The sequence below is a fragment of the Flavobacterium sp. PS2 genome (genome assembly GCF_046250155.1).
Lineage (GTDB): Bacteria > Bacteroidota > Bacteroidia > Flavobacteriales > Flavobacteriaceae > Flavobacterium.
The window spans coordinates 4,478,675-4,497,285 of sequence record NZ_CP176426.1; the positions used below are offsets into that span (position 1 = coordinate 4,478,675).

The 18,611-nt window shown below is 31.9% G+C and carries 20 protein-coding genes, 1 tRNA gene and 1 pseudogene; 18 read left to right on the forward strand and 4 right to left on the reverse strand.

Translation table 11 applies throughout. The annotated features are described in order from the left end of the window. The first annotated feature begins 6 nt into the window (after positions 1-6). The 9 genes from ACJ6WR_RS19505 to ACJ6WR_RS19545 all read left to right on the forward strand — a co-directional run bounded on the left by ACJ6WR_RS19505 (position 7) and on the right by ACJ6WR_RS19545 (position 7,438). Positions 7-1,266 (forward strand): beta-ketoacyl synthase N-terminal-like domain-containing protein, encoded by a 1,260-nt coding sequence (locus tag ACJ6WR_RS19505; protein ID WP_409416189.1) that lies wholly within the window; start codon positions 7-9, stop codon positions 1,264-1,266. Positions 1,267-1,289: 23 nt separating this feature from the next. Then, entirely contained in the window at positions 1,290-2,537 is a 1,248-nt protein-coding gene (locus tag ACJ6WR_RS19510) for a hydroxymethylglutaryl-CoA synthase family protein (protein WP_409416190.1), read from the forward strand. Next, positions 2,528-3,316 (forward strand): enoyl-CoA hydratase/isomerase, encoded by a 789-nt coding sequence (locus ACJ6WR_RS19515; RefSeq protein WP_409416191.1) that lies wholly within the window; start codon positions 2,528-2,530, stop codon positions 3,314-3,316. Before ACJ6WR_RS19510 ends, ACJ6WR_RS19515 begins: the two co-directional genes overlap by 10 nt. Next, positions 3,304-4,050, forward strand: coding sequence for a polyketide synthase (locus ACJ6WR_RS19520; protein ID WP_409416192.1), 747 nt, complete (start codon positions 3,304-3,306; stop codon positions 4,048-4,050). Before ACJ6WR_RS19515 ends, ACJ6WR_RS19520 begins: the two co-directional genes overlap by 13 nt. Positions 4,051-4,138: 88 nt before the next feature. After that, a complete protein-coding gene (locus ACJ6WR_RS19525; RefSeq protein ID WP_409416193.1) occupies positions 4,139-5,110 on the forward strand; it encodes an acyltransferase domain-containing protein in 972 nt (323 codons plus the stop codon). Next, on the forward strand, positions 5,100-5,843 hold the full coding sequence (locus tag ACJ6WR_RS19530; RefSeq protein ID WP_409416194.1) for a 4'-phosphopantetheinyl transferase family protein: 744 nt from the start codon (positions 5,100-5,102) through the stop codon (positions 5,841-5,843). The genes ACJ6WR_RS19525 and ACJ6WR_RS19530 overlap by 11 nt, the downstream gene beginning before the upstream one ends. Beyond that, the gene (locus ACJ6WR_RS19535) at positions 5,843-6,532 is read left to right on the forward strand and encodes an MBL fold metallo-hydrolase (RefSeq protein ID WP_409416195.1); all 690 of its coding nucleotides are present in this window, start codon (positions 5,843-5,845) and stop codon (positions 6,530-6,532) included. Before ACJ6WR_RS19530 ends, ACJ6WR_RS19535 begins: the two co-directional genes overlap by 1 nt. A 283-nt stretch (positions 6,533-6,815) precedes the next feature. After that, positions 6,816-6,896, forward strand: a tRNA-Tyr gene (locus ACJ6WR_RS19540). Positions 6,897-7,285: 389 nt separating this feature from the next. Continuing rightward, positions 7,286-7,438 carry a hypothetical protein gene (locus tag ACJ6WR_RS19545; RefSeq protein ID WP_409416196.1) on the forward strand — a complete coding sequence of 51 codons (153 nt, stop codon included), beginning with the start codon at positions 7,286-7,288 and terminating at the stop codon, positions 7,436-7,438. 131 nt (positions 7,439-7,569) lie between these two features. Here the strand turns inward: ACJ6WR_RS19545 and ACJ6WR_RS19550 are convergent. The 4 genes and pseudogenes from ACJ6WR_RS19550 to ACJ6WR_RS19565 form a co-directional block, all read right to left on the reverse strand. Continuing rightward, positions 7,570-7,956, reverse strand: a pseudogene (locus tag ACJ6WR_RS19550) (TlpA family protein disulfide reductase); the annotation flags it as partial. A gap of 18 nt (positions 7,957-7,974) precedes the next feature. Next, on the reverse strand, positions 7,975-8,736 hold the full coding sequence (locus ACJ6WR_RS19555; protein ID WP_035628626.1) for a DUF4369 domain-containing protein: 762 nt from the start codon (positions 8,734-8,736) through the stop codon (positions 7,975-7,977). Between the two features lie 252 nt (positions 8,737-8,988). Continuing rightward, positions 8,989-9,429 (reverse strand): KTSC domain-containing protein, encoded by a 441-nt coding sequence (locus tag ACJ6WR_RS19560; RefSeq protein ID WP_039115207.1) that lies wholly within the window; start codon positions 9,427-9,429, stop codon positions 8,989-8,991. Between the two features lie 213 nt (positions 9,430-9,642). Further along, positions 9,643-9,894, reverse strand: a complete 252-nt coding sequence (locus ACJ6WR_RS19565) for a hypothetical protein (RefSeq protein WP_039115206.1) — start codon at positions 9,892-9,894, stop codon at positions 9,643-9,645. Positions 9,895-9,982: 88 nt separating this feature from the next. Between ACJ6WR_RS19565 and ACJ6WR_RS19570 the strand changes: the two genes are divergently transcribed. The 9 genes from ACJ6WR_RS19570 (at position 9,983) to ACJ6WR_RS19610 (ending at position 18,199) form a co-directional block, all read left to right on the forward strand. Then, positions 9,983-10,528, forward strand: coding sequence for a hypothetical protein (locus ACJ6WR_RS19570; protein ID WP_409416197.1), 546 nt, complete (start codon positions 9,983-9,985; stop codon positions 10,526-10,528). Beyond that, on the forward strand, positions 10,528-10,680 hold the full coding sequence (locus tag ACJ6WR_RS19575; RefSeq protein ID WP_165572120.1) for a hypothetical protein: 153 nt from the start codon (positions 10,528-10,530) through the stop codon (positions 10,678-10,680). Before ACJ6WR_RS19570 ends, ACJ6WR_RS19575 begins: the two co-directional genes overlap by 1 nt. Positions 10,681-10,685: 5 nt before the next feature. Then, on the forward strand, positions 10,686-10,907 hold the full coding sequence (locus ACJ6WR_RS19580; protein WP_409416198.1) for a hypothetical protein: 222 nt from the start codon (positions 10,686-10,688) through the stop codon (positions 10,905-10,907). 18 nt (positions 10,908-10,925) lie between these two features. Continuing rightward, complete coding sequence (locus ACJ6WR_RS19585) at positions 10,926-11,306, forward strand: YchJ family protein (RefSeq protein ID WP_409416199.1); 381 nt, start codon at positions 10,926-10,928, stop codon at positions 11,304-11,306. Between the two features lie 106 nt (positions 11,307-11,412). Continuing rightward, on the forward strand, positions 11,413-12,531 hold the full coding sequence (locus tag ACJ6WR_RS19590) for a vWA domain-containing protein (protein ID WP_039115200.1): 1,119 nt from the start codon (positions 11,413-11,415) through the stop codon (positions 12,529-12,531). A gap of 151 nt (positions 12,532-12,682) precedes the next feature. Next, complete coding sequence (locus tag ACJ6WR_RS19595) at positions 12,683-14,146, forward strand: AAA family ATPase (protein WP_409416200.1); 1,464 nt, start codon at positions 12,683-12,685, stop codon at positions 14,144-14,146. A 160-nt stretch (positions 14,147-14,306) separates the two neighbouring features. Then, the gene (locus ACJ6WR_RS19600) at positions 14,307-14,900 is read left to right on the forward strand and encodes a 2OG-Fe(II) oxygenase (RefSeq protein WP_409416201.1); all 594 of its coding nucleotides are present in this window, start codon (positions 14,307-14,309) and stop codon (positions 14,898-14,900) included. A 647-nt stretch (positions 14,901-15,547) separates the two neighbouring features. Continuing rightward, on the forward strand, positions 15,548-16,834 hold the full coding sequence (locus ACJ6WR_RS19605; RefSeq protein ID WP_409416202.1) for a Glu/Leu/Phe/Val family dehydrogenase: 1,287 nt from the start codon (positions 15,548-15,550) through the stop codon (positions 16,832-16,834). 141 nt (positions 16,835-16,975) lie between these two features. Next, positions 16,976-18,199, forward strand: a complete 1,224-nt coding sequence (locus tag ACJ6WR_RS19610) for a sterol desaturase family protein (protein ID WP_409416203.1) — start codon at positions 16,976-16,978, stop codon at positions 18,197-18,199. The last annotated feature ends 412 nt before the right edge of the window (positions 18,200-18,611 follow it).

Genomic DNA, 18,611 nt, shown 5'->3' on the forward strand with positions numbered 1-18,611 from the left:
GTTTATATGAATCCGGATCAAATATATAAAGCTTGTGTAACGGGAATGGGAGTAATAACGCCTATAGCAATAGGAATCCCTGCCTTTACAGAGGCTTTAAAAAAAGGGAAATCGAATTTTGCTATAAAAGAGTATACTGTTGAAGACAGAATTTTTAACTACATATATGGAAAAGTAGAAAATTTTGATCTCAAAAAAAGCATAGCAGACAGTGAGTTTGAGGAACATTGGAAACTAAAAATAAATCGTTTACGAGATATTTCATCAAGCACTGCTTATGGAATATTTTGTGCTCTGGAAGCTTGGCATAATGCCAAGCTTCCTTTAACGATTGATAAAAGCAAAATTGCTATAGTTGTAGCAGGTAGTAATACACAACAACAGTATTGTCAAGAGATTAGAGATACATACAAAAGTAAAATGCAATTCATGAAACCCTCCTACGGATTCAATTTTTTGGATAGTGATATGATAGGTGTTGCTTCAGAATTATTCGAGATTACAGGAGAAGGATTTACTATTGGTGCAGCCAGCACGAGCGGAAATATGGGAATCATTCAAGCCTGCAGACTTATAGAAAATAATGAATATGATGTCGTTATGGTAATTGCTCCTATGATGGATTTATCGGTATTCGAATATCAAGGACTTTCTGCTTTGGGAGCTATGCAACCAATAGCATCAGCGATAGACGAAGTTCCGCTATACAAACCCTTTGATATAGATCATGGAGGATTTATATATGGACAAAATGCAGGAGCAATTATATTAGAATCAAAAAAATATGCACAACAAAGAAAGGCAAAAGTGTTCGGAACTATATCTGGATATGGAGTTACATTGGATGCCAATAGGAATCCAAATCCTTCTGTAGATGGAGAGCAAAGAGCGATAGCCAAAGCGATGCAAAAAGCGGGGATTTTACCAGAACAAATTGATTATATCAATGCACATGGCACAGGAGCAAAACTAGGAGATCATACAGAGGTTGAAGCTTTGATTAATTTACAGCTCAAAAACAAACCTATAAATAGTACAAAATCATTAATAGGTCATGGCATTACAGCAGCAGGAACAGTCGAAGCCATTGCGAGTTTGATACAAATGAATGGGAATTTTGTACACGAAAGCCTTAATTTAAAAACACCAATAGATTACCCTATGGACTGGATACAAAGTTATAGAGACCTACATTCGATACAATACACATTGAGCAATAGCTTTGGTTTTGGAGGTATTAATACAGCAATCATTTTAGAAGCGTAATCAATATAGAATCAAAAAAAAATATGAGAGCAGGAATAGAAGCTATAAATATATATTGTGGATCAGCAGCCATAAACGTAGTTGAATTAGCAAAACATCGACAATTAAATATAGATCGATTTGAAAATTTGTTAATGAAAGAAAAAACAGTACCAATGCCTTATGAAGACCCTATTTCTAACGGAGTAAATGCAGCAAAACCCATATTGGATGCATTGACAGAAGAAGAAATAGAAAGTATAGATATGCTAATCAGCTGTTCAGAATCAGGAATTGATTTTGGAAAGTCGATGAGTACGTACATGCATGATTATTTAAAACTTAGTAGAAATTGCAGATTGTTTGAACTTAAGAACGCATGTTATTCAGGAACAGCAGGATTACAGATGGCTGTTAATTTTATTCTTTCAGGTACAGCTCCCGGCAGAAAAGTTTTAGTAATAGCTACAGATATCATGAGGATGAGTACAGTAGAAGGAGCAGCTATGGAAATGTCTTTTGTAGAACCTTCATCAGGATCAGGAGCTGTAGCAATGTTAATTAGTGATAAACCCAAGATATTTGAAATAGACAAAGGTGCTAGCGGTTATTACGGTTATGAAGTTATGGATACCTGTAGACCTGTTCCCGATAAAGAAGCTGGTGACTCCGATTTATCGTTATTATCATATCTGGATTGTTGTGAAAACAGCTTTAAAGAATATCAAAAGAGAGTCGAAGATGCAGATTATCAGGATAGTTTTCAATATTTAGTTTTTCATACACCTTTTGGAGGAATGGTAAAAGGAGCACACCGAACCAATATGCGAAAATTCAAGAAGGCAAAACCAGATCAAATTGAAAGAGATTTTCAAGAACGTGTAGCTCCATCTTTAGAATATTGTCAGAGAGTTGGAAATATTATGGGAGCCACTACCTATTTAGCATTAGTAAGTATGATTGAAAAAGGAAACTTCGAAACCCCAAAAAGAGTGGGTATCTTTTCGTATGGATCAGGATGTTGTTCAGAATTTTTTAGTGGAATAATACATCCCGAAAGCCAAGCTTTAATTTCATCCTTGGCTATAGAGGAACATTTAGATGAACGGGTGGTATTATCAATGGAAGAATATGAAAATACTTTTGGAGTCAATTCAGAAATCAAATTCGGAACCAGAGATTTCAAAATAGACACCTCATTATTTCCAAAACCATTTAGTAAAGTAAAAGGAAAAAAGAAACTAATCTTTTCTGAAATTAAAAATTATCACAGAATTTACGAATGGGTATGATACAAGTCGATAAAATATACAATACTATTTTAGTAAGTCAACAACGAGAAGTTATCCACATTCAACTCAACAGACCCAAACAGAATAATAGTATTAATGCAGTAATGGTGAATGAACTTTTGGAGGTTTTAGAAAATACAAAGCAAAACACCAAAGTAAAAATCATTATATTATCAGGAAACGAAAATCAATTCTGTACAGGAATGGATTTTGAAGCTGTAGTACATCAGAAGGATGAAGCTTTAATGAGTCAACAACCTGATCAATATTATAATTTATTGCAGACAATTAGCGAAATTGATAAGGTTGTAATAGCAAAAGTAGAAGGGAAAGTAAATGCCGGAGGGTTAGGATTAGTCGCAGCTAGTGATATAGTAATTGCAGGTAATCAGGCAACTTTTGGATTATCCGAAGCTCTATTCGGATTGTTACCCGCTTGTGTATTGCCTTTTTTAATACAAAGAGTTGGGCCGCAGAAAGCCAAATGGTTGACATTAATTACACATGGAATAACGGCAGAGCGAGCTTATGAAATAGGTTTAATAGATGAGGTAACAGACGAAATTAGTAATCAGGTAAGGAAAAATTTATTGCGACTTAGTCGATTAGAAACTAATACAATTCAGGAAATTAAATCCTATACAGCAAAACTTTGGATAATTAAGGATGAAACCAAAATAGTAGCAGTTAATAAATTACAATCACTAATAGAATCAGAAGTTGTACAAAATAATATAAAAAACTTTGTAGAGAAAGGAGAGTATCCATGGGAGAAGTAGTAAGTATTACAGAAATCACCAAAGATATCGTACAAATTACGATGCAAGATAAAGAGTCAAGAAATACATTTTCTAAAGAGTTAATAAAAGGATTAAAAGATGCTTTTGCTATCGTAAACCAAAAGAAAGAATATAAAGTAGTAATCCTAACAGGGTATGATAGCTATTTTTCTTGCGGAGGAACTCAGGATGAATTACAACAAATATATGATGGAGAGTTAAAATTTACCGAATTAGATTTTTTTACAGCACCAATAGATTGTGAAATACCTGTAATTGCTGCCATGCAAGGACATGCTATAGGAGGAGGACTAGTGTTTGGATGTTATGCAGATTTTCAAATTTTAGGAAAAGAAAACATATATACAGCTAACTTCATGAAATACGGATTTACTCCAGGAATGGGAGCGACATATATGGTACCCTTACGGTTTGGCTCCTCTTTAGGATGCGAAATGCTTTTTACAGCCGAAAGTTATAGAGGAGGAGAATTACAAGAACGAGGTGTATCCTTACAAGTAGTTTCAAAAAAAGAAGTTATTACAGAGGCAATAGTATTAGCAAAGAAGTTAGCCGAGAAACCAAGGCTTTCATTAGTGATATTAAAAAAGCATTTAACATCAAAAATCAAGGCAAGTTTAAAAGAAGTATTTGATCAGGAATTAGAAATGCACGAAATAACTTTTCAACAATCACAAGTCAAAGAAAATATAAAAGCCTTGTTCGGGAGGTAAATAACTAAAAGATATTACATAAAAACAGGTCAAACTCATATGGGATATATTTAGTAATTTAAAAAAAATGTAGTAATCTTACACAAGTATGAAAAAGTATAAAGTCGTCTTTTTATTTTCTGGTCAAGGCAGTCAGTATCGTAATATGGGTAAAGATCTATTTACGAACAATGCCGTTTTTAGATCAAGTATTGAAGAAAGTGATTTAATTTTTCAGAAATACTTGCATAGATCCCTTGTGAATGAATTATATGGTAATGATGATACAGATTTTGATGAGCTATTAATCACTCATCCGGCTATTGTGGCAATAGAGATTGCTATGATAGAGGTAATGAAATCTTATAACATTTTGCCAGATTATGTTTTTGGACAAAGTCTTGGGGAGTTTGCTGCCGGTGTTGCAGCTGGTGTTTGGTCTGCACCTACAGCTATAAAAGCGGCTGTAGAACAGTCCAAATCTTTAACGAGAAGCAACCTTGAAGGAGGTATGCTTACGGTTATAAATGCTGAGGCGCACCATAAATCCAAAATATATGAGCAGTATGATTTGTGTCTTGCCAGCGATAATTTTCAGGGAAGTTATACTGTCTCAGGTACAGCAATTAATTTAGATCAATATCAAAAAATCTTAAAGAAAGAAGAGATAATGCATGCACGGATTCCAGTCACCATTCCTTTTCATTCTCCCCTTATTTATGAAGGTTTAAAAGATTTTTCGTTTTATATGCAACAAGGTATTGAATTGGCTAAACCTAAAGTGCCTTATGTGTCTAGTCTAACATCGGATTTATTAACAAGCATAGATACAGAGTATTATAATCAAGTTGTAAGTTCATATTCTAGTCATATAAAAGGAATTGATTTTTTAGAACAACTCGGTCCATGTATATATATTGATTTAGGGCCTTCTGGTACTAGTGCTACTTTTACTAAATATTCAATACCAAAAACATCAGAGTCATACATACAGCCAATTTTATCTCCTTTTGGGAATGAGCTCAGACAACTAGAAAAATTAAATGGTTTAATTTCTAATCCCTCCAATTATGCTATTTGAAGGCACTATAAAACTCGCAAGAGAAAATTCAGTACATTATTCAGCTGGATATACTATTATAAAGCAAGAATTAGCAGATTTGTATGGATATTTAAAAGATTTGCATTTAGATGAGATAACCTATCTAAATTCTTTAAAATTCGATAAACGAAAATCTAGTTATTTGTTAGGACGTATAAGCGCAAAAAATGCTTTAAGCAAAATTATTCCAGACAAGATAGCAATGAATTCTTTTAAAGTAGGTTTTGGAGTTTTTCAATTTCCTGTCATAGAGCATTTACCTTACTCTGGCTTTCAGGTTTCTATTACCCACTGTGATGCTATTGGTATTTCTATGGCTTATCCAGAAGCTCATCCTATTGGTGTAGATATAGAGAGAATTAATCCCGATAAAGTCGATTTGATGGTTAGTATGTTTACCAAAGAAGAAATAATTTTAGTAAATTCAGAACTTAATGATAAGGCTACTGCCTATACGCTGCTTTGGACAGTAAAGGAAAGCCTTTCTAAAATTTTAAAGACAGGGATGATGATTGATTTTAAATATTTAGAATTAGATTCTCTTAATTATAAAGATGGAATATACACGGGAAACTTTAAAAATTTTACGCAGTACAAATCATTTTCTATAGTTTTAAAATATTATATTATTTCTATTATTTGCCCCAGAAATACAAATATAAATTTAACTGATTTCACAAAAGATCTAACCTGTCTAAACTCACTGTCTTAATGATTTATGTGCAACTTTTTGAGGTTACTAATGGTGTTTTTAATAATCAATGTTACCTAATTCATAATCAATATGAAGGTATTTTGATTGATCCGGCTTGGAATTATGAGCTTATCAATTCTTACATAGAAGAAAATGGAATCTTATTAAAGGGAGTGTTGATTACACATGGGCATCTAGATCATATAGACCTGGCAGAAGAATTCTCGGAAAAAAATAATGTTCCAATATGGATTTCGGATATAGATGCAATTAATTTTCGATTAACATACTCTAAATTACAATTGGTTTCTCACTTACAGAGTTTTAAAATTGGTACAATAGAAATAACTCCGATTTTTACCCCAGGGCATACTTCAGGTAGTGTTTGTTATTTAATAGATAAGCATGTGTTTTCTGGAGATACCGTTTTTATCGAGGGTGTTGGAGTTTGTTCCAAAGAAGGAGCTGGAAATTTGTATGATTCCGTTCAATTCTTGAAAAGTTACTTACCTGTTTATTCACTGTTTTGGCCTGGTCATTCATATGGCACAGCACCAGGAAAAGATATGTCTTATTTAATGCTCTATAATATTTATTTTCAATTTAACTCAAAAAAATCTTTTGTAGGTTTTCGAACTCGAAAATATCAACCTACAGTATTTAAGTGGCCTTTTGGCAAAAAAAAAACGGATAGCTCCTCTTCATAATACTACAATTTATAGTTGACAGAGGTTATAAAAAATGTATTTTAACCTATCTTCCTATATTTAAAGACTGTTAATTTTGAGTAAAACTACTTAGCTTTTAGTCAAAAAATATCAATATTTTAAGTAAGACGGAAAATTCTTTCTAATTAATGATTTTTATTTTATTCAATACCAATGATTTAAAAAATATCTTAAAATTAAGTACAATTTTAGTTTGTATACATCAAAAACGTTCCTATATTTGCAACCGCTTAGAACAACAAAGCGTATTAATACAAGCTTCGGGGAGATACTCAAGCGGCCAACGAGGGCAGACTGTAAATCTGCTGTGTAAACTTCGCAGGTTCGAATCCTGCTCTCCCCACGAAAAGGGAAAAGAAGTGAAAAGGCAACTTAGTCAAGCTTTTTTTTAATCCTGAAAATGTTAAAACCCTGCAAATTTTTAGATTTGCAGGGTTTTTTTGTTTAAAAACAGTTTTGATATTTATAAAAACAGATTAGAAGGGATTGATGCAAATAAAAACTGTAGAGAAGTAAAAAATAGATAACCTGATTAAAAAGAATTTTATTGCAAAATAACCGCAAACTTGTCGCACCCTGAGGAATGAAGGGTTTTTACGGGTAGTTCGTAATCTAGGAATAGTTTGTGTTAGCTCCTTTTGGGCTTCTTTTTTTTTAGAAAGGTAAATTTACGACGACTAGTACTCTGTAGATCTAATATTGATTCATGGAGTCTTTCTAGATGTGTTTTTTATGAGTTTTAAAGCAGAAAACCAAAATGATTACGGAATGGTTCCGTATAAGAGTTATGTGGACTGGAAAGGCGTTGTTTTATTGTGGATAGGCTTAAAATCTAATATGGCGACTTTATTGATGTGTTTGGTGTTAGAATGTTATGAAGGTTGATTTATATTGTTTTGAATGTTTATTCGTTTGTTTTAATTTTAAGTTATGAATTAGTGATGATAAATCGGTAATGTATAAACAAAAAAAAATCTCCACTAGGGAGATTTTTTTGTTTTATTCTAAAATTGATGTTATTTAGCTAAAAGCTCTAATATTTTTGCTCTAAGTTCATCGCCTCTTAAATCTTGTGCTACTACTTTTCCTGTTGCATCTAGTATAAATGTTGCAGGAATTGATTGAACACCGTATTGAGCTGCGATTGGCTCTTCCCAAAATTTCAAGTTAGAAACTTGTGTCCAGGTTAAGTTATCTTTTGCAATAGCTTCCTTCCAAGCTTTAGCTTCTTTGTCTAAAGAAACACCAACTATGTTAAGACCTTTTGAATGTAACTCTTTATAAATAGCTACAACATTTGGATTCTCTTTTCTACAAGGTCCACACCATGAAGCCCAGAAATCAACGATAGTTACTTTGCCTAAACTTTCTTTAAGCGATACTATTTTTCCTTCTGGATTAGGAGCAGAAAAATCTGACCTTCAGTTTGCGCTACCAACTGGAGGAGCAGTAGCACCAACGGCAGGCATTTTCATTTGACCGATTTTTTCTTTTACTTCTTTACCAGGTTTAGTGTTTTTTACTGATTCATCTAAACTAGTATAAAGAGCTTCTGCTTTTTTTACATCAGTAGATGGATCATTCAACATTCCTTTGATAATTAAAGCGCTGATGAAAGATTTTGGGTGAGATTCAGCATATGTAGTATATTTTGCTTTAGTCTCAGTTTGAACATCACCTTGGATTTTCATGAATTCTTTCATTAAACCATTGATTACTGCTGTATCTTTAGCTTGTTGAGCAGTATTCATAGTTTGTGTGTTTTTTTTCTGGAAATCAACTAATTTCTTCTGAACTTTCATAAGTTCATCATTAAATTTCACATACTCATCATTGTTGTATGTTCCAGAAATTTTAGATTTATGGATACTATCTTTATCCACAACAACTTTAATTTCTCCTGTTTCTAGGATAAAAGGAATTGGTCCTTGAGCTCCTTGTAATTGTAATGTATGAAATGCAGGTTCAGTAACTTTACCTTTAATTTCAAATTTTCCATTTTCAACTTTTGCAGTGTCTAGAGCAATAAGAGCTCCTGTAGTTTGATCTTGAGTTTGTAGGATTATAGTTTTCCCGTTTTCAATTCCTGTTGCAGTTCCAGTAATAAGGTATTCACCGTCTTTAACTTTGTTGCATGAAATTATTGCTATAGAAGCAGTAAGTAAAAAAAATATTTTTTTCATTATTAATTAGTTAATTGATTTGTGGAACAAAAGTATTTAAAATTATAAAAGATAAATAATTTTGTAACCTAAAATTTTGTTATAGTTTTTTGTAAGATAAAAACCTTGTAGTCAGTTGGTTTAGGGTGTTTTTTGTAAGGATGTGTGACTCTTTTGATTTAATTTTAAAATAAAAAATAATATTTTAGGTGTTTTTGCAGCAAAAAAAAAGCATCCGCCAATGGTGGATGCTTTTTTACAGAGACTATAATTTTAGTCTTGATTTGTTTTCTTTCTCCAAGTAAAAGAGTTAAGAATATGTCTTTTTGCAAATCTTCCAGGAGAATCTGCATTTACCATTTTTACATAAGTAGCTTTTGGTACGCTGATGTATTCGTAAACGCTACCATTTGAGAAATCAATAATTAATCTACCTTCTACAAATTTGTAATCTGTAATAGATGAAGTAGCGATTGTTTCTGTATATTCTGGCAAGTTTAGTTTAATTGTCTCAGGATTGATACTTACCAAAAAGTGGTAAGCTTCAATAACTAATTTACTTTTTTCTTCTGCTTCTTTCAAACCAGCGTCGTTACCTTGAAATTTGTCAGGATGACATTCTTTCATAGCATTACGGTAAATGGTTTTTAAATCTTTTAATTCTGCAGTTTTGTCTACGTTTAGTAACTTGCGGTATTCAACTATTTTTTTCATAAATAAGATAACTACTTGTCTATTAGATTGAAATTAATATTTGTTTAATTCAAAAAAGACAAATTTTTTGCAAAGGTACACTTTTTTTTAACTTTTTACTTTCGTAGTAAAAAATATTCAAAAAATATGTAAAAGCTTGATTTTTAAATAGAATAAGTTTGCTGATTCTTAATACTATGTACTGAAAAAGCAAAAGATTAAAAAATGATTGTTTTATTTTTGTTCAGGCTTATTATTTGCCTTGTCAAAGTTTTTTGATTTTTTAGGATACTTGTTATAGCTAATATCACTTGGGTTTTCGATTATAGATTTTATTGTAATCCAATCTCCAACTACGTGATTAGCATGTGCTATCTTGTAATCTAAAAGGTATTCACCACAAAAATAGTTGTTGTTTTCATCCTTCTCCATTATCCCAGTATAAACCCCTTTTTGTAACATTTTTTCTTGAGAAGCCTTTGTCATGATATTTTTATTTAAAAATTGAAGCTGCAAAGTTAATCAATATATTGTTTGGTTTAGGGAGTTCGTGACAATCTAAGTATATTTGCACATGCAAAAAAACTTTAGACCAAATCCTAATTCGTTCAAAAATACATTTTGTGTTTTTCAGGAAGTAACTTCGAAAGAAGTCGAAGGTTTGAAAATTCAATTTGAAAGTAAAGCAGGAAGTAGGTATTATTATTCCGATTTAGGAATGTATCGTTTCTCTAACCATTGGGGAAGATTGGCTAATAGCAAATGGCGTTTGGTTGCTATGGAACCTGAAACAGAATCTAAATTTAAACTGGGTTTTGCGGCTTGGAGTTCTTTTTATCCTGATAATGCCATTGATAAAATATATTATATTGAAGCTGATTATTTTAGAAATACGGTTAATTATCAACACAAGAATAATCCAGAATATGATAATAAAGCTATACTTAGAACCAGTTTTGAAACAACAAAAAGGATTAAACAAATTAGAAATTTGCAACAATTAACTTCATGGGCAAAATATTTTGATTATGAAGACATCGATACTTTGCGTAAAGCAATTATAAATGAACTTATTTTTACAGAAAAAACTTTAGAAGAAATTAAAAGAGAAATAGAATAATGGGAAGGAATAACGAAAGGAATATTAAGAAACACAACGATAAGTTGCACAAGGCACAAGACAAAGTAAAACAAGCTGAAATTGCGCGTAAGGAGAAATTAAAACAAATTGTAAAGAAGTTTAATGAGGATAAATCTTCATCTGATAAATAAAATATATGGAAAACGATAAATTCAGTGGTTTAAAAGAAAGTGTTCAGGAAATAATAGATTTAATTGCTGCTAAACAAAATAAATCTGCGAACAATAAATTGACAGAAGTAAGTGATATTTTGGATGATTTGCTCGATTTTTCGGAAGAGGATGAAGATTTAATCGAGATTAGTAAATATCAGGTTTTATTAAACCAATTACATCAAAAGATAAATACTGCCGAATAATTTTAGATTTTTGTCTTTATGGAAAATTCCAAATGTTATTGCGATACAGGTTTATATTTTGATAATTGTTGTGGTTTATATCTCAAGAATAATCAAAATGCACCAACTGCATTGGCTTTAATGCGTTCTCGTTTTTCGGCTTATGTTATTAAAAATGCCAATTATTTATTGTCTACGACCCATTCTTCCGAAAGGAAATATTATTCGAAAGAGGATATCTTGAATTGGGCTACAGCCAATGAATGGCAACGATTGGAAATTATAAGTTTTACAGAAACTACAGTTGCATTTAAAGCTTACTTCTTGGATGAAAAGAAACAACCTCAAACACATTATGAGTTTTCTACTTTTAAACAAGAAAATGGGGTTTGGTATTATCTTGAAGGAAAGTTTGAATAATTAGTAGTTTTTAACTGATTATCAGCTAATTTTGATTAAATCTTTTAACTAAAAATTAATATCTGTTTGTTTTAGCTACATTCTAAAATGATGTAATTTTAGAATTATGAAAGAGGAACATAAAAAAGGGTTTTATTTTAAAACGTATGAAGCGCCAAATCAGTCTCCGTTTGAAAAACTTTTTGGTATTTTCAAAGAGCTAATTACCCATACTTCGGGTGATTTTGATGAAGCTATAGATTGGCTTCGTGAGTTGGATAAAGAATACAAACTTACAGATGAGAATTATACTATCGACGATTTTATAGAAGATCTAAAAAAGAAAGGTTATATAAAAGACGAAATAAAAGAAGATGGTTCTTCAGGAATTGGAATTACTGCCAAAACTGAGCGTGCGATAAGGCAACAAGCACTTGATCAGATATTCGGAAATTTAAAACGTTCTGGAAACGGAAACCACAAAACTAAATATGCCGGAAATGGAGATGAACATACGGGGGAATTCCGTGAGTTTCATTTTGGCGATGGGTTAGAACGAATTTCACTCACAGAAAGTTTGCGTAATGCTCAAATCAATAATGGAGTGGAGAGTTTTATGCTTACTGAAAACGATTTGGTTGTGGAGGAAACACAATACAAATCGCAAATGAGTACAGTCTTAATGATAGATATTAGTCATAGTATGATTTTGTATGGCGAAGATCGTATTACTCCAGCCAAAAAAGTTGCCATGGCGCTCGCCGAATTAATTACTACTCGCTATCCTAAAGATACACTTGATATTCTGGTTTTCGGAAACGATGCCTGGACAATTGCTATCAAGGATTTACCGTACTTAAAAGTTGGACCATATCATACCAATACAGTTGCTGGTTTGCAACTGGCGATGGATTTATTACGCCGAAAAAGAAATACAAACAAACAAATTTTTATGATTACTGATGGTAAGCCAAGTTGCGTTCGTGAGCGTGATGGATCTTATTATATGAACAGTAATGGTTTGGACGAATATATTGTAGACAAATGTTACAATCAGGCACAACAAGCTAGAAAGCTACATATTCCTATTACCACATTTATGATTGCAAGTGATCCTTATTTGCAACGTTTTGTCAACCATTTTACCGAAGCTAATCAGGGAAAAGCATTCTATACGGGATTAAAGGGTCTTGGCGAAATGATTTTTGAAGATTATGAAGCGAATAGAAAAAAGAGGGTTCGATAAAGAGTCTCAAAGGTTCAGAGCAATAAAGCGACAAAGATTTGCCGTAGAGACGCACAGCAGTGCGTCTAACTTTAGATAAAGTTTCATAGATGCACAGCTGCGTTTAATAGTTCAAATATAAAATAAACAACAAATTGATATTTCAATAAAAATGGAAATAAATAATATAAACACTTTAGGTCAATTAAAAGCCTCTGGATATAAAAGTAAAAGCATTAAAGATGAATTACGAAATAATCTTCGTGAAAAGATAAAATCTGGTAAACCTGTTTTTGAGGGTGTTCATGGTTTTGAAAATACTGTTATTCCGGAGTTAGAACGTGCTATTTTATCACGCCATAATATTAATTTGTTAGGTCTTCGTGGTCAGGCCAAAACAAGATTGGCTCGTAAAATGGTGGAATTATTAGATGAATACATTCCATTTGTGGCTGGGTCAGAAATTAATGATGATCCATTCAATCCAATTTCTCGCTTTGCAAAAGATATAATTACCGAAAAAGGAGATGAAACACCCATAGAATGGCTGCATAGAAATAATCGTTTCTTCGAAAAGCTAGCTACACCAGATGTTACAGTTGCTGATTTAATAGGGGATGTTGATCCAATAAAAGCTGCCAATTTAAAGCTTTCTTATGCCGATGACCGTGTGATTCATTTCGGAATGATTCCGCGTGCCAATCGTTGTATTTTTGTAATTAATGAATTGCCCGATTTACAAGCAAGAATCCAGGTAGCTTTGTTTAATATTTTGCAAGAAGGAGATATTCAGATAAGAGGATTTAAGTTAAGAATGCCTCTAGATATGCAATTTGTATTTACTGCAAATCCTGAGGATTACACGAATCGAGGAAGTATAGTTACGCCATTAAAAGATAGAATTGGTTCACAAATCCTAACACATTATCCTGAAACTGTTGCTATTGCCAGAACGATTACAGAACAGGAAGCTAAATTAGATGCAAGCCAGAATGAATCGGTTTATATTCCTAGTTTGGCCAAGGACTTATTGGAGCAAATAAGTTTTGAAGCTCGCGAAAGTGAGTTTGTAGATAATAAAAGTGGTGTGAGTGCCAGAATGAGTATTACTGCTTACGAAAACTTATTGAGTACAGCTGAGCGTCGTGCTTTGCGTGCAGGCATTGATAAAACAGTTTTGCGTTTATCTGACTTTATGGGGATTATTCCAGCTATTACAGGAAAAGTCGAATTGGTTTATGAAGGAGAGCAGGAGGGGGCGGCAATTGTTGCACAACACTTAATAGGTGATGCAATACGAACTTTTTTTCCGACGTATTTCCCTAAGATTGAAAAACTTGAAAAACCAAATGAGAAAACACCATATACCGATACAATCGAATGGTTTTTTACAGAAAGTGGTTTTGAATTGTTAGATGATTGTTCGGATGCCGAATACAAAAAAATTCTTGATGGGATTCCTCCACTTGATATTTTACTTAAAAAATATCAGTCTGAATTGCCAGTTGAAGATCGTTATTTTATGAAAGAGTTCATATTATGGGGTTTGGTAGAATATAAAAAATTAAGCAAAGATCGTTTTTCCGAAGGATATGAATTCAAGGATATGTATGGTAGTTATATCAGTAAACTGTAAAGATTTAAAATTAGGGAGAGATAATTGTCGCTCCCTTTTTTTATGCTATTTTATATTTAAAAGATTTAGCTTTTGATATTTATCTTCAATTATAGTGCTGCATATTTTAATTAGTCTACCTTGTCCCGTTGGTTGCATTTGTATTCCAGCAAATACACAAATGGAGAATAGCTTTGAGGCTTTGATTGCTACTTATATTGAAAATAAAGTAGGAATATCTGAACAGTTTTTGAGTACGGAATTAGCAAATAATTTAAAACAAAATCTTATTGATTTAAATGCTAAAAGTTTACTGCAGGATGCGGGAATAGGAAATTCGGAGAAAGTAACTTATGATGGAGCTATTCGTAGTGATTCGATTTACTGGCTTGATAAAAAGCATAATAATGCATTCGAAAATGAATTTTTTGTTCAGATTGAAGCTTTTATAGCTTATTTAAACATTAGTTGCTATGCTGGTATAACTGGTTATGAGTTTCATTATTCTTTATATGAAACGGGAGATTTTTATTTGAGACACTTAGATCAATTTAAGAATAATCCGAGTAGGAAATACTCAATGATTAGTTATTTAAATGCTGATTGGAAAGAAAGTGATGGAGGTGAACTACTTATTCATCAGTTAAATAACAATCAGAAAATTAGCCCTACTCAAGGTAAAACTGTCTTTTTTAAAAGTGATGAATTAGTTCATGAAGTATTAGTTACCCAAAACACAAGAATGAGTATTACGGGCTGGTTAAAGAGTGATTAATTGCTTGTTTACCAGTATTTTTTAAATTTTTATAAAAATAACTCTACTTATTCTATAGAATATTAGAAATATATTTATAGATTTGTAAAAGAAATGAGAAATGAAAGCCAAAATACAATTCCTTATGACTGTAACACGATAATGTGTTATATGTATGATTTATTGTATGAACAGGCATTCTATGGTTTGGTTAGTTAGTAAAGAAAAAGCCTTTTTTAAATACTTTTAAAAGGCTTTTTACTTAAGATTTTTAAAAAGAAAATTTTAAACCATTAAGAAATTAAGTTTCATTAAGTATTGCTCTTGTTTTTTTAAGCTAAAAATTAAATTCGTTTGAATCTGTGTCATCTGTTTTTTTTTGAAATTATATGCTAAAAAAAGTACGAGATTAAATATTTAAAACTTAATGAGCTTAATTTCTTAATGGTAAAATAAAAATAAATTATGAGCTTATATTCTATAAATACGAACATTATGATGCAATGCTGCCAGATGAAAATCCTTCCCTGTTGCAGAAGTTGCTGTTATTTATAAAATAATATTTTGAGCTCTTTTGTAACATCTACAAAAGGGTTTTTTTATGCAGTTCATTTTCAATTACTATACTTTATTTAATAAAAAATATAATTTAACACTCCCATAAAATTATGAGTTCACAAATCGTAAAACAGAACCCTTTTCAATCGATGATTGATCGTTTTAATATAGCAGCCGACATTCTTCAACTGAATGAATCGGTTAGAGAAAAATTGCAAAGACCAGAGAAACAAATAGTAGTTAATTTTTCGATTACACTTGATAATGGTACCGAACAAAATTTTGAAGGTTATCGCGTAATTCATAATACTGCTTTAGGACCATCTAAAGGAGGTATTCGTTATGATACTGCTGTTAATCTAGACGAGGTTAAAGCACTTGCAGCCTGGATGACATGGAAATCGGCTGTTACAGGAATCCCATTTGGTGGAGCCAAAGGCGGTATTATCTGTGACCCAAGATTGCATTCTAAATCCGAATTAGAAAAAATAACACGAGAATATACTAATGCTTTATCAGATATTTTTGGTCCTGATAAAGATGTTCCGGCTCCAGATATGGGAACTGGCCCAGACGAGATGGGGTGGCTAATGGATGAGTTTTCATTAGTTCATGGTAAAACCATTCATGCTGTTGTAACTGGTAAACATTTGCATTCGGGTGGTTCCTTAGGTAGAGTAGAAGCTACTGGTAGAGGAGTAAGTATTATTAGTATTCTGGCGCTTCAAAAATTAAAATTAAGACCTGCAAGATCTACAGCTGCCATTCAGGGATTTGGAAATGTAGGACTTCATTCGGCTTTGTTTTTATTCGAAAAAGGACTGAAAATTGTTGCTGTTAGTGATGTTTCTGAAGCTTTTTATAATCCAGAAGGAATTAATATCCCTGAGCTTATTTTGTATTATAATCTAAATAACAAAAGCGTTAACGGATATCCAAATGCAGTTGCTATAAAACATGAAGATTTATTATTACTAGATGTAGATGTACTTATTCCTGCTGCCAAAGAAGATGTAATTACTGCCGTAAATGCTGGGGATGTTCGTGCAAAAATAATTGTTGAAGGAGCAAACGGACCAGTTTCTTCAGATGCAGATAAAATCTTGCATGAAAATAATGTTTTGGTTGTGCCAGATATTTTAGCAAACGCGGGAGGAGTTACGGTATCCTATTTTGAGTGGCTTCAGAATTGTCTTTTAGAGTCCTGGAGAATCAGTCAGATTAATAAACGCTTGGAAGATATACTGGAGAAAAGTTTCGAAACAGTTTTTGCTACTTCAAGAAAATATAAAGTAACACCACGTATTGCGGCTTATATAATTGCTTTGCGTAAAGTCGCAGATATTCAGGCTGTAAAAGAGATTAAATTGATTGAGAAAAAATTCAAACAGAATTAAATTTATTAGATACTAATTTGACTTTCAACTAGATTAAGATTATTTCCATTGGTTACATATAATCAATGGAAATGTCTTTTTCTTAAACTTTCAATTATTTACAAGACCTCTTTCCCTAAATACGAACATACTATTTAAAAAATGGAACACATTAATTTTTTGGCGTTTGCTATGCCTGCTTTTTTTCTTTTTGTGTATATCGAGTTTCGACTTGCACAGCGAAGTAATAGGTCCGAATTATTTAACTATGAAAGCTCTGTTTCGAATATAAGTATTGGTATTGCCGAGCGGCTAATTAACCTTTTTATTGCTGCTAGTTTTTATCAATTGTATTATTGGATTTATAATAATTATAGGCTTTTTGAGATACCGAGTAATTTTTTAGTTTGGATAGGATTGATTCTCGCTACAGATTTTGTTTGGTATTGGTATCATAGATTAGGGCATGAAGTAAATTTTTTCTGGGCAGCTCATATTGTACACCATCATAGCAGTGAATTCAATTTTACAGCAGCAGCAAGAATAACTACTTTTCAGGCAATTATTCGCACTGGGTTTTGGTGTGTTTTACCGTTTTTGGGTTTTCATCCCAAGATGGTTATTACGATGCTTATTGTGCATGGAGCTTATTCTTTTTTTACGCATACTCAGATTATAGGAAGGATAAAATGGTTGGAATATGTTTTCGTTACTCCATCAGTTCATGGAATACACCATGCTTCAGATGAGAAATACTTAGATAAAAACTATGGAGATATGTTTACGTTTTGGGATCGCATTTTTGGGACTTTCCAAGAAGAGGAAGAAAAACCAAAATATGGTCTGACTCATCCTTTAAAAAGCTATAGTTTTCTTTGGCAGCATTTTCATTATTATTTTGAGATTTATGAATTATGGAAACGGTCTAAAGGATTTAAAGACCGTTGGAATGCTATATTTGGAAGTCCTGCTGATATGGATCAAGATATTCGTCCAATTTTAGAGAAACGATTTTTGCAAGACAAAGACAATCCTAGTCATCGGCTTAAGTTCAAGAATTATCTTTATTTACAATTGGGAGTAAGTACCTTTTTGTTAACAATTTTTACCTATTATTTTGATTCTTTGGATGCATCCGATAAAATATTTGTTTTATCTTTTATTATTATTACGCTTATTAATTGTGGTGCTTTATTAGAACAACGCAAATGGATTTATTATCTAGAATATTTTCGCATTTTTATTTGTACAACTTATTTTTTATATATCGTAAACGAAGTTGAATTTTTTATTATCCCTGTTATTATAATGTTTTTAGCGGAACAGGTTTTTTCTTTGGGAGAGAAATACCAAAATGTCGTACTTCAGTTAGAAACATCAGAATGAATTATAAAGAAATGAGATTTTAAAAGCACTTCTTTTCGAAAGAATTTTTTTTGCCACAGACTTTTGCTGATTAGAGAGATTTACTTGATACCAATCTGGTTATATCTTTCTTTGATTTAAATAAACTGTGGCTTTTTTTATATTGTTTTGAGAATTAATATTTTTATTCAAAAACTTCATTATAAATTATTATTTATTTTTCCCTTTTAATGCTTCGAACTTTAATACTTTAGATTCTTTACTTTTTTGATGTTTTTTAAATAATGTCCGAATCTATGGATTAAAAAACTTTTAGGGGTTATTGTAACTATTGTTTGTGAGTAGATTTGTATTTTAAATTGTAGGGTAAACAATTTTTTTGAATTCAATTTTATTTTGGGCTTTGTTATTAGTTAGAAAATGAGGAAACTTT

Coding starts and splice junctions, on each gene's coding strand:
- ACJ6WR_RS19505 (WP_409416189.1), top strand. CDS start 7: ATGAATCCGGATCAAATATATAAAGCTTGTGTAACGGGAATGGGAGTA.
- ACJ6WR_RS19510 (WP_409416190.1), top strand. CDS start 1,290: ATGAGAGCAGGAATAGAAGCTATAAATATATATTGTGGATCAGCAGCC.
- ACJ6WR_RS19515 (WP_409416191.1), top strand. CDS start 2,528: ATGGGTATGATACAAGTCGATAAAATATACAATACTATTTTAGTAAGT.
- ACJ6WR_RS19520 (WP_409416192.1), top strand. CDS start 3,304: ATGGGAGAAGTAGTAAGTATTACAGAAATCACCAAAGATATCGTACAA.
- ACJ6WR_RS19525 (WP_409416193.1), top strand. CDS start 4,139: ATGAAAAAGTATAAAGTCGTCTTTTTATTTTCTGGTCAAGGCAGTCAG.
- ACJ6WR_RS19530 (WP_409416194.1), top strand. CDS start 5,100: ATGCTATTTGAAGGCACTATAAAACTCGCAAGAGAAAATTCAGTACAT.
- ACJ6WR_RS19535 (WP_409416195.1), top strand. CDS start 5,843: ATGATTTATGTGCAACTTTTTGAGGTTACTAATGGTGTTTTTAATAAT.
- ACJ6WR_RS19545 (WP_409416196.1), top strand. CDS start 7,286: ATGAGTTTTAAAGCAGAAAACCAAAATGATTACGGAATGGTTCCGTAT.
- ACJ6WR_RS19555 (WP_035628626.1), bottom strand. CDS start 8,736: ATGAAAAAAATATTTTTTTTACTTACTGCTTCTATAGCAATAATTTCA.
- ACJ6WR_RS19560 (WP_039115207.1), bottom strand. CDS start 9,429: ATGAAAAAAATAGTTGAATACCGCAAGTTACTAAACGTAGACAAAACT.
- ACJ6WR_RS19565 (WP_039115206.1), bottom strand. CDS start 9,894: ATGACAAAGGCTTCTCAAGAAAAAATGTTACAAAAAGGGGTTTATACT.
- ACJ6WR_RS19570 (WP_409416197.1), top strand. CDS start 9,983: ATGCAAAAAAACTTTAGACCAAATCCTAATTCGTTCAAAAATACATTT.
- ACJ6WR_RS19575 (WP_165572120.1), top strand. CDS start 10,528: ATGGGAAGGAATAACGAAAGGAATATTAAGAAACACAACGATAAGTTG.
- ACJ6WR_RS19580 (WP_409416198.1), top strand. CDS start 10,686: ATGGAAAACGATAAATTCAGTGGTTTAAAAGAAAGTGTTCAGGAAATA.
- ACJ6WR_RS19585 (WP_409416199.1), top strand. CDS start 10,926: ATGGAAAATTCCAAATGTTATTGCGATACAGGTTTATATTTTGATAAT.
- ACJ6WR_RS19590 (WP_039115200.1), top strand. CDS start 11,413: ATGAAAGAGGAACATAAAAAAGGGTTTTATTTTAAAACGTATGAAGCG.
- ACJ6WR_RS19595 (WP_409416200.1), top strand. CDS start 12,683: ATGGAAATAAATAATATAAACACTTTAGGTCAATTAAAAGCCTCTGGA.
- ACJ6WR_RS19600 (WP_409416201.1), top strand. CDS start 14,307: ATGGAGAATAGCTTTGAGGCTTTGATTGCTACTTATATTGAAAATAAA.
- ACJ6WR_RS19605 (WP_409416202.1), top strand. CDS start 15,548: ATGAGTTCACAAATCGTAAAACAGAACCCTTTTCAATCGATGATTGAT.
- ACJ6WR_RS19610 (WP_409416203.1), top strand. CDS start 16,976: ATGGAACACATTAATTTTTTGGCGTTTGCTATGCCTGCTTTTTTTCTT.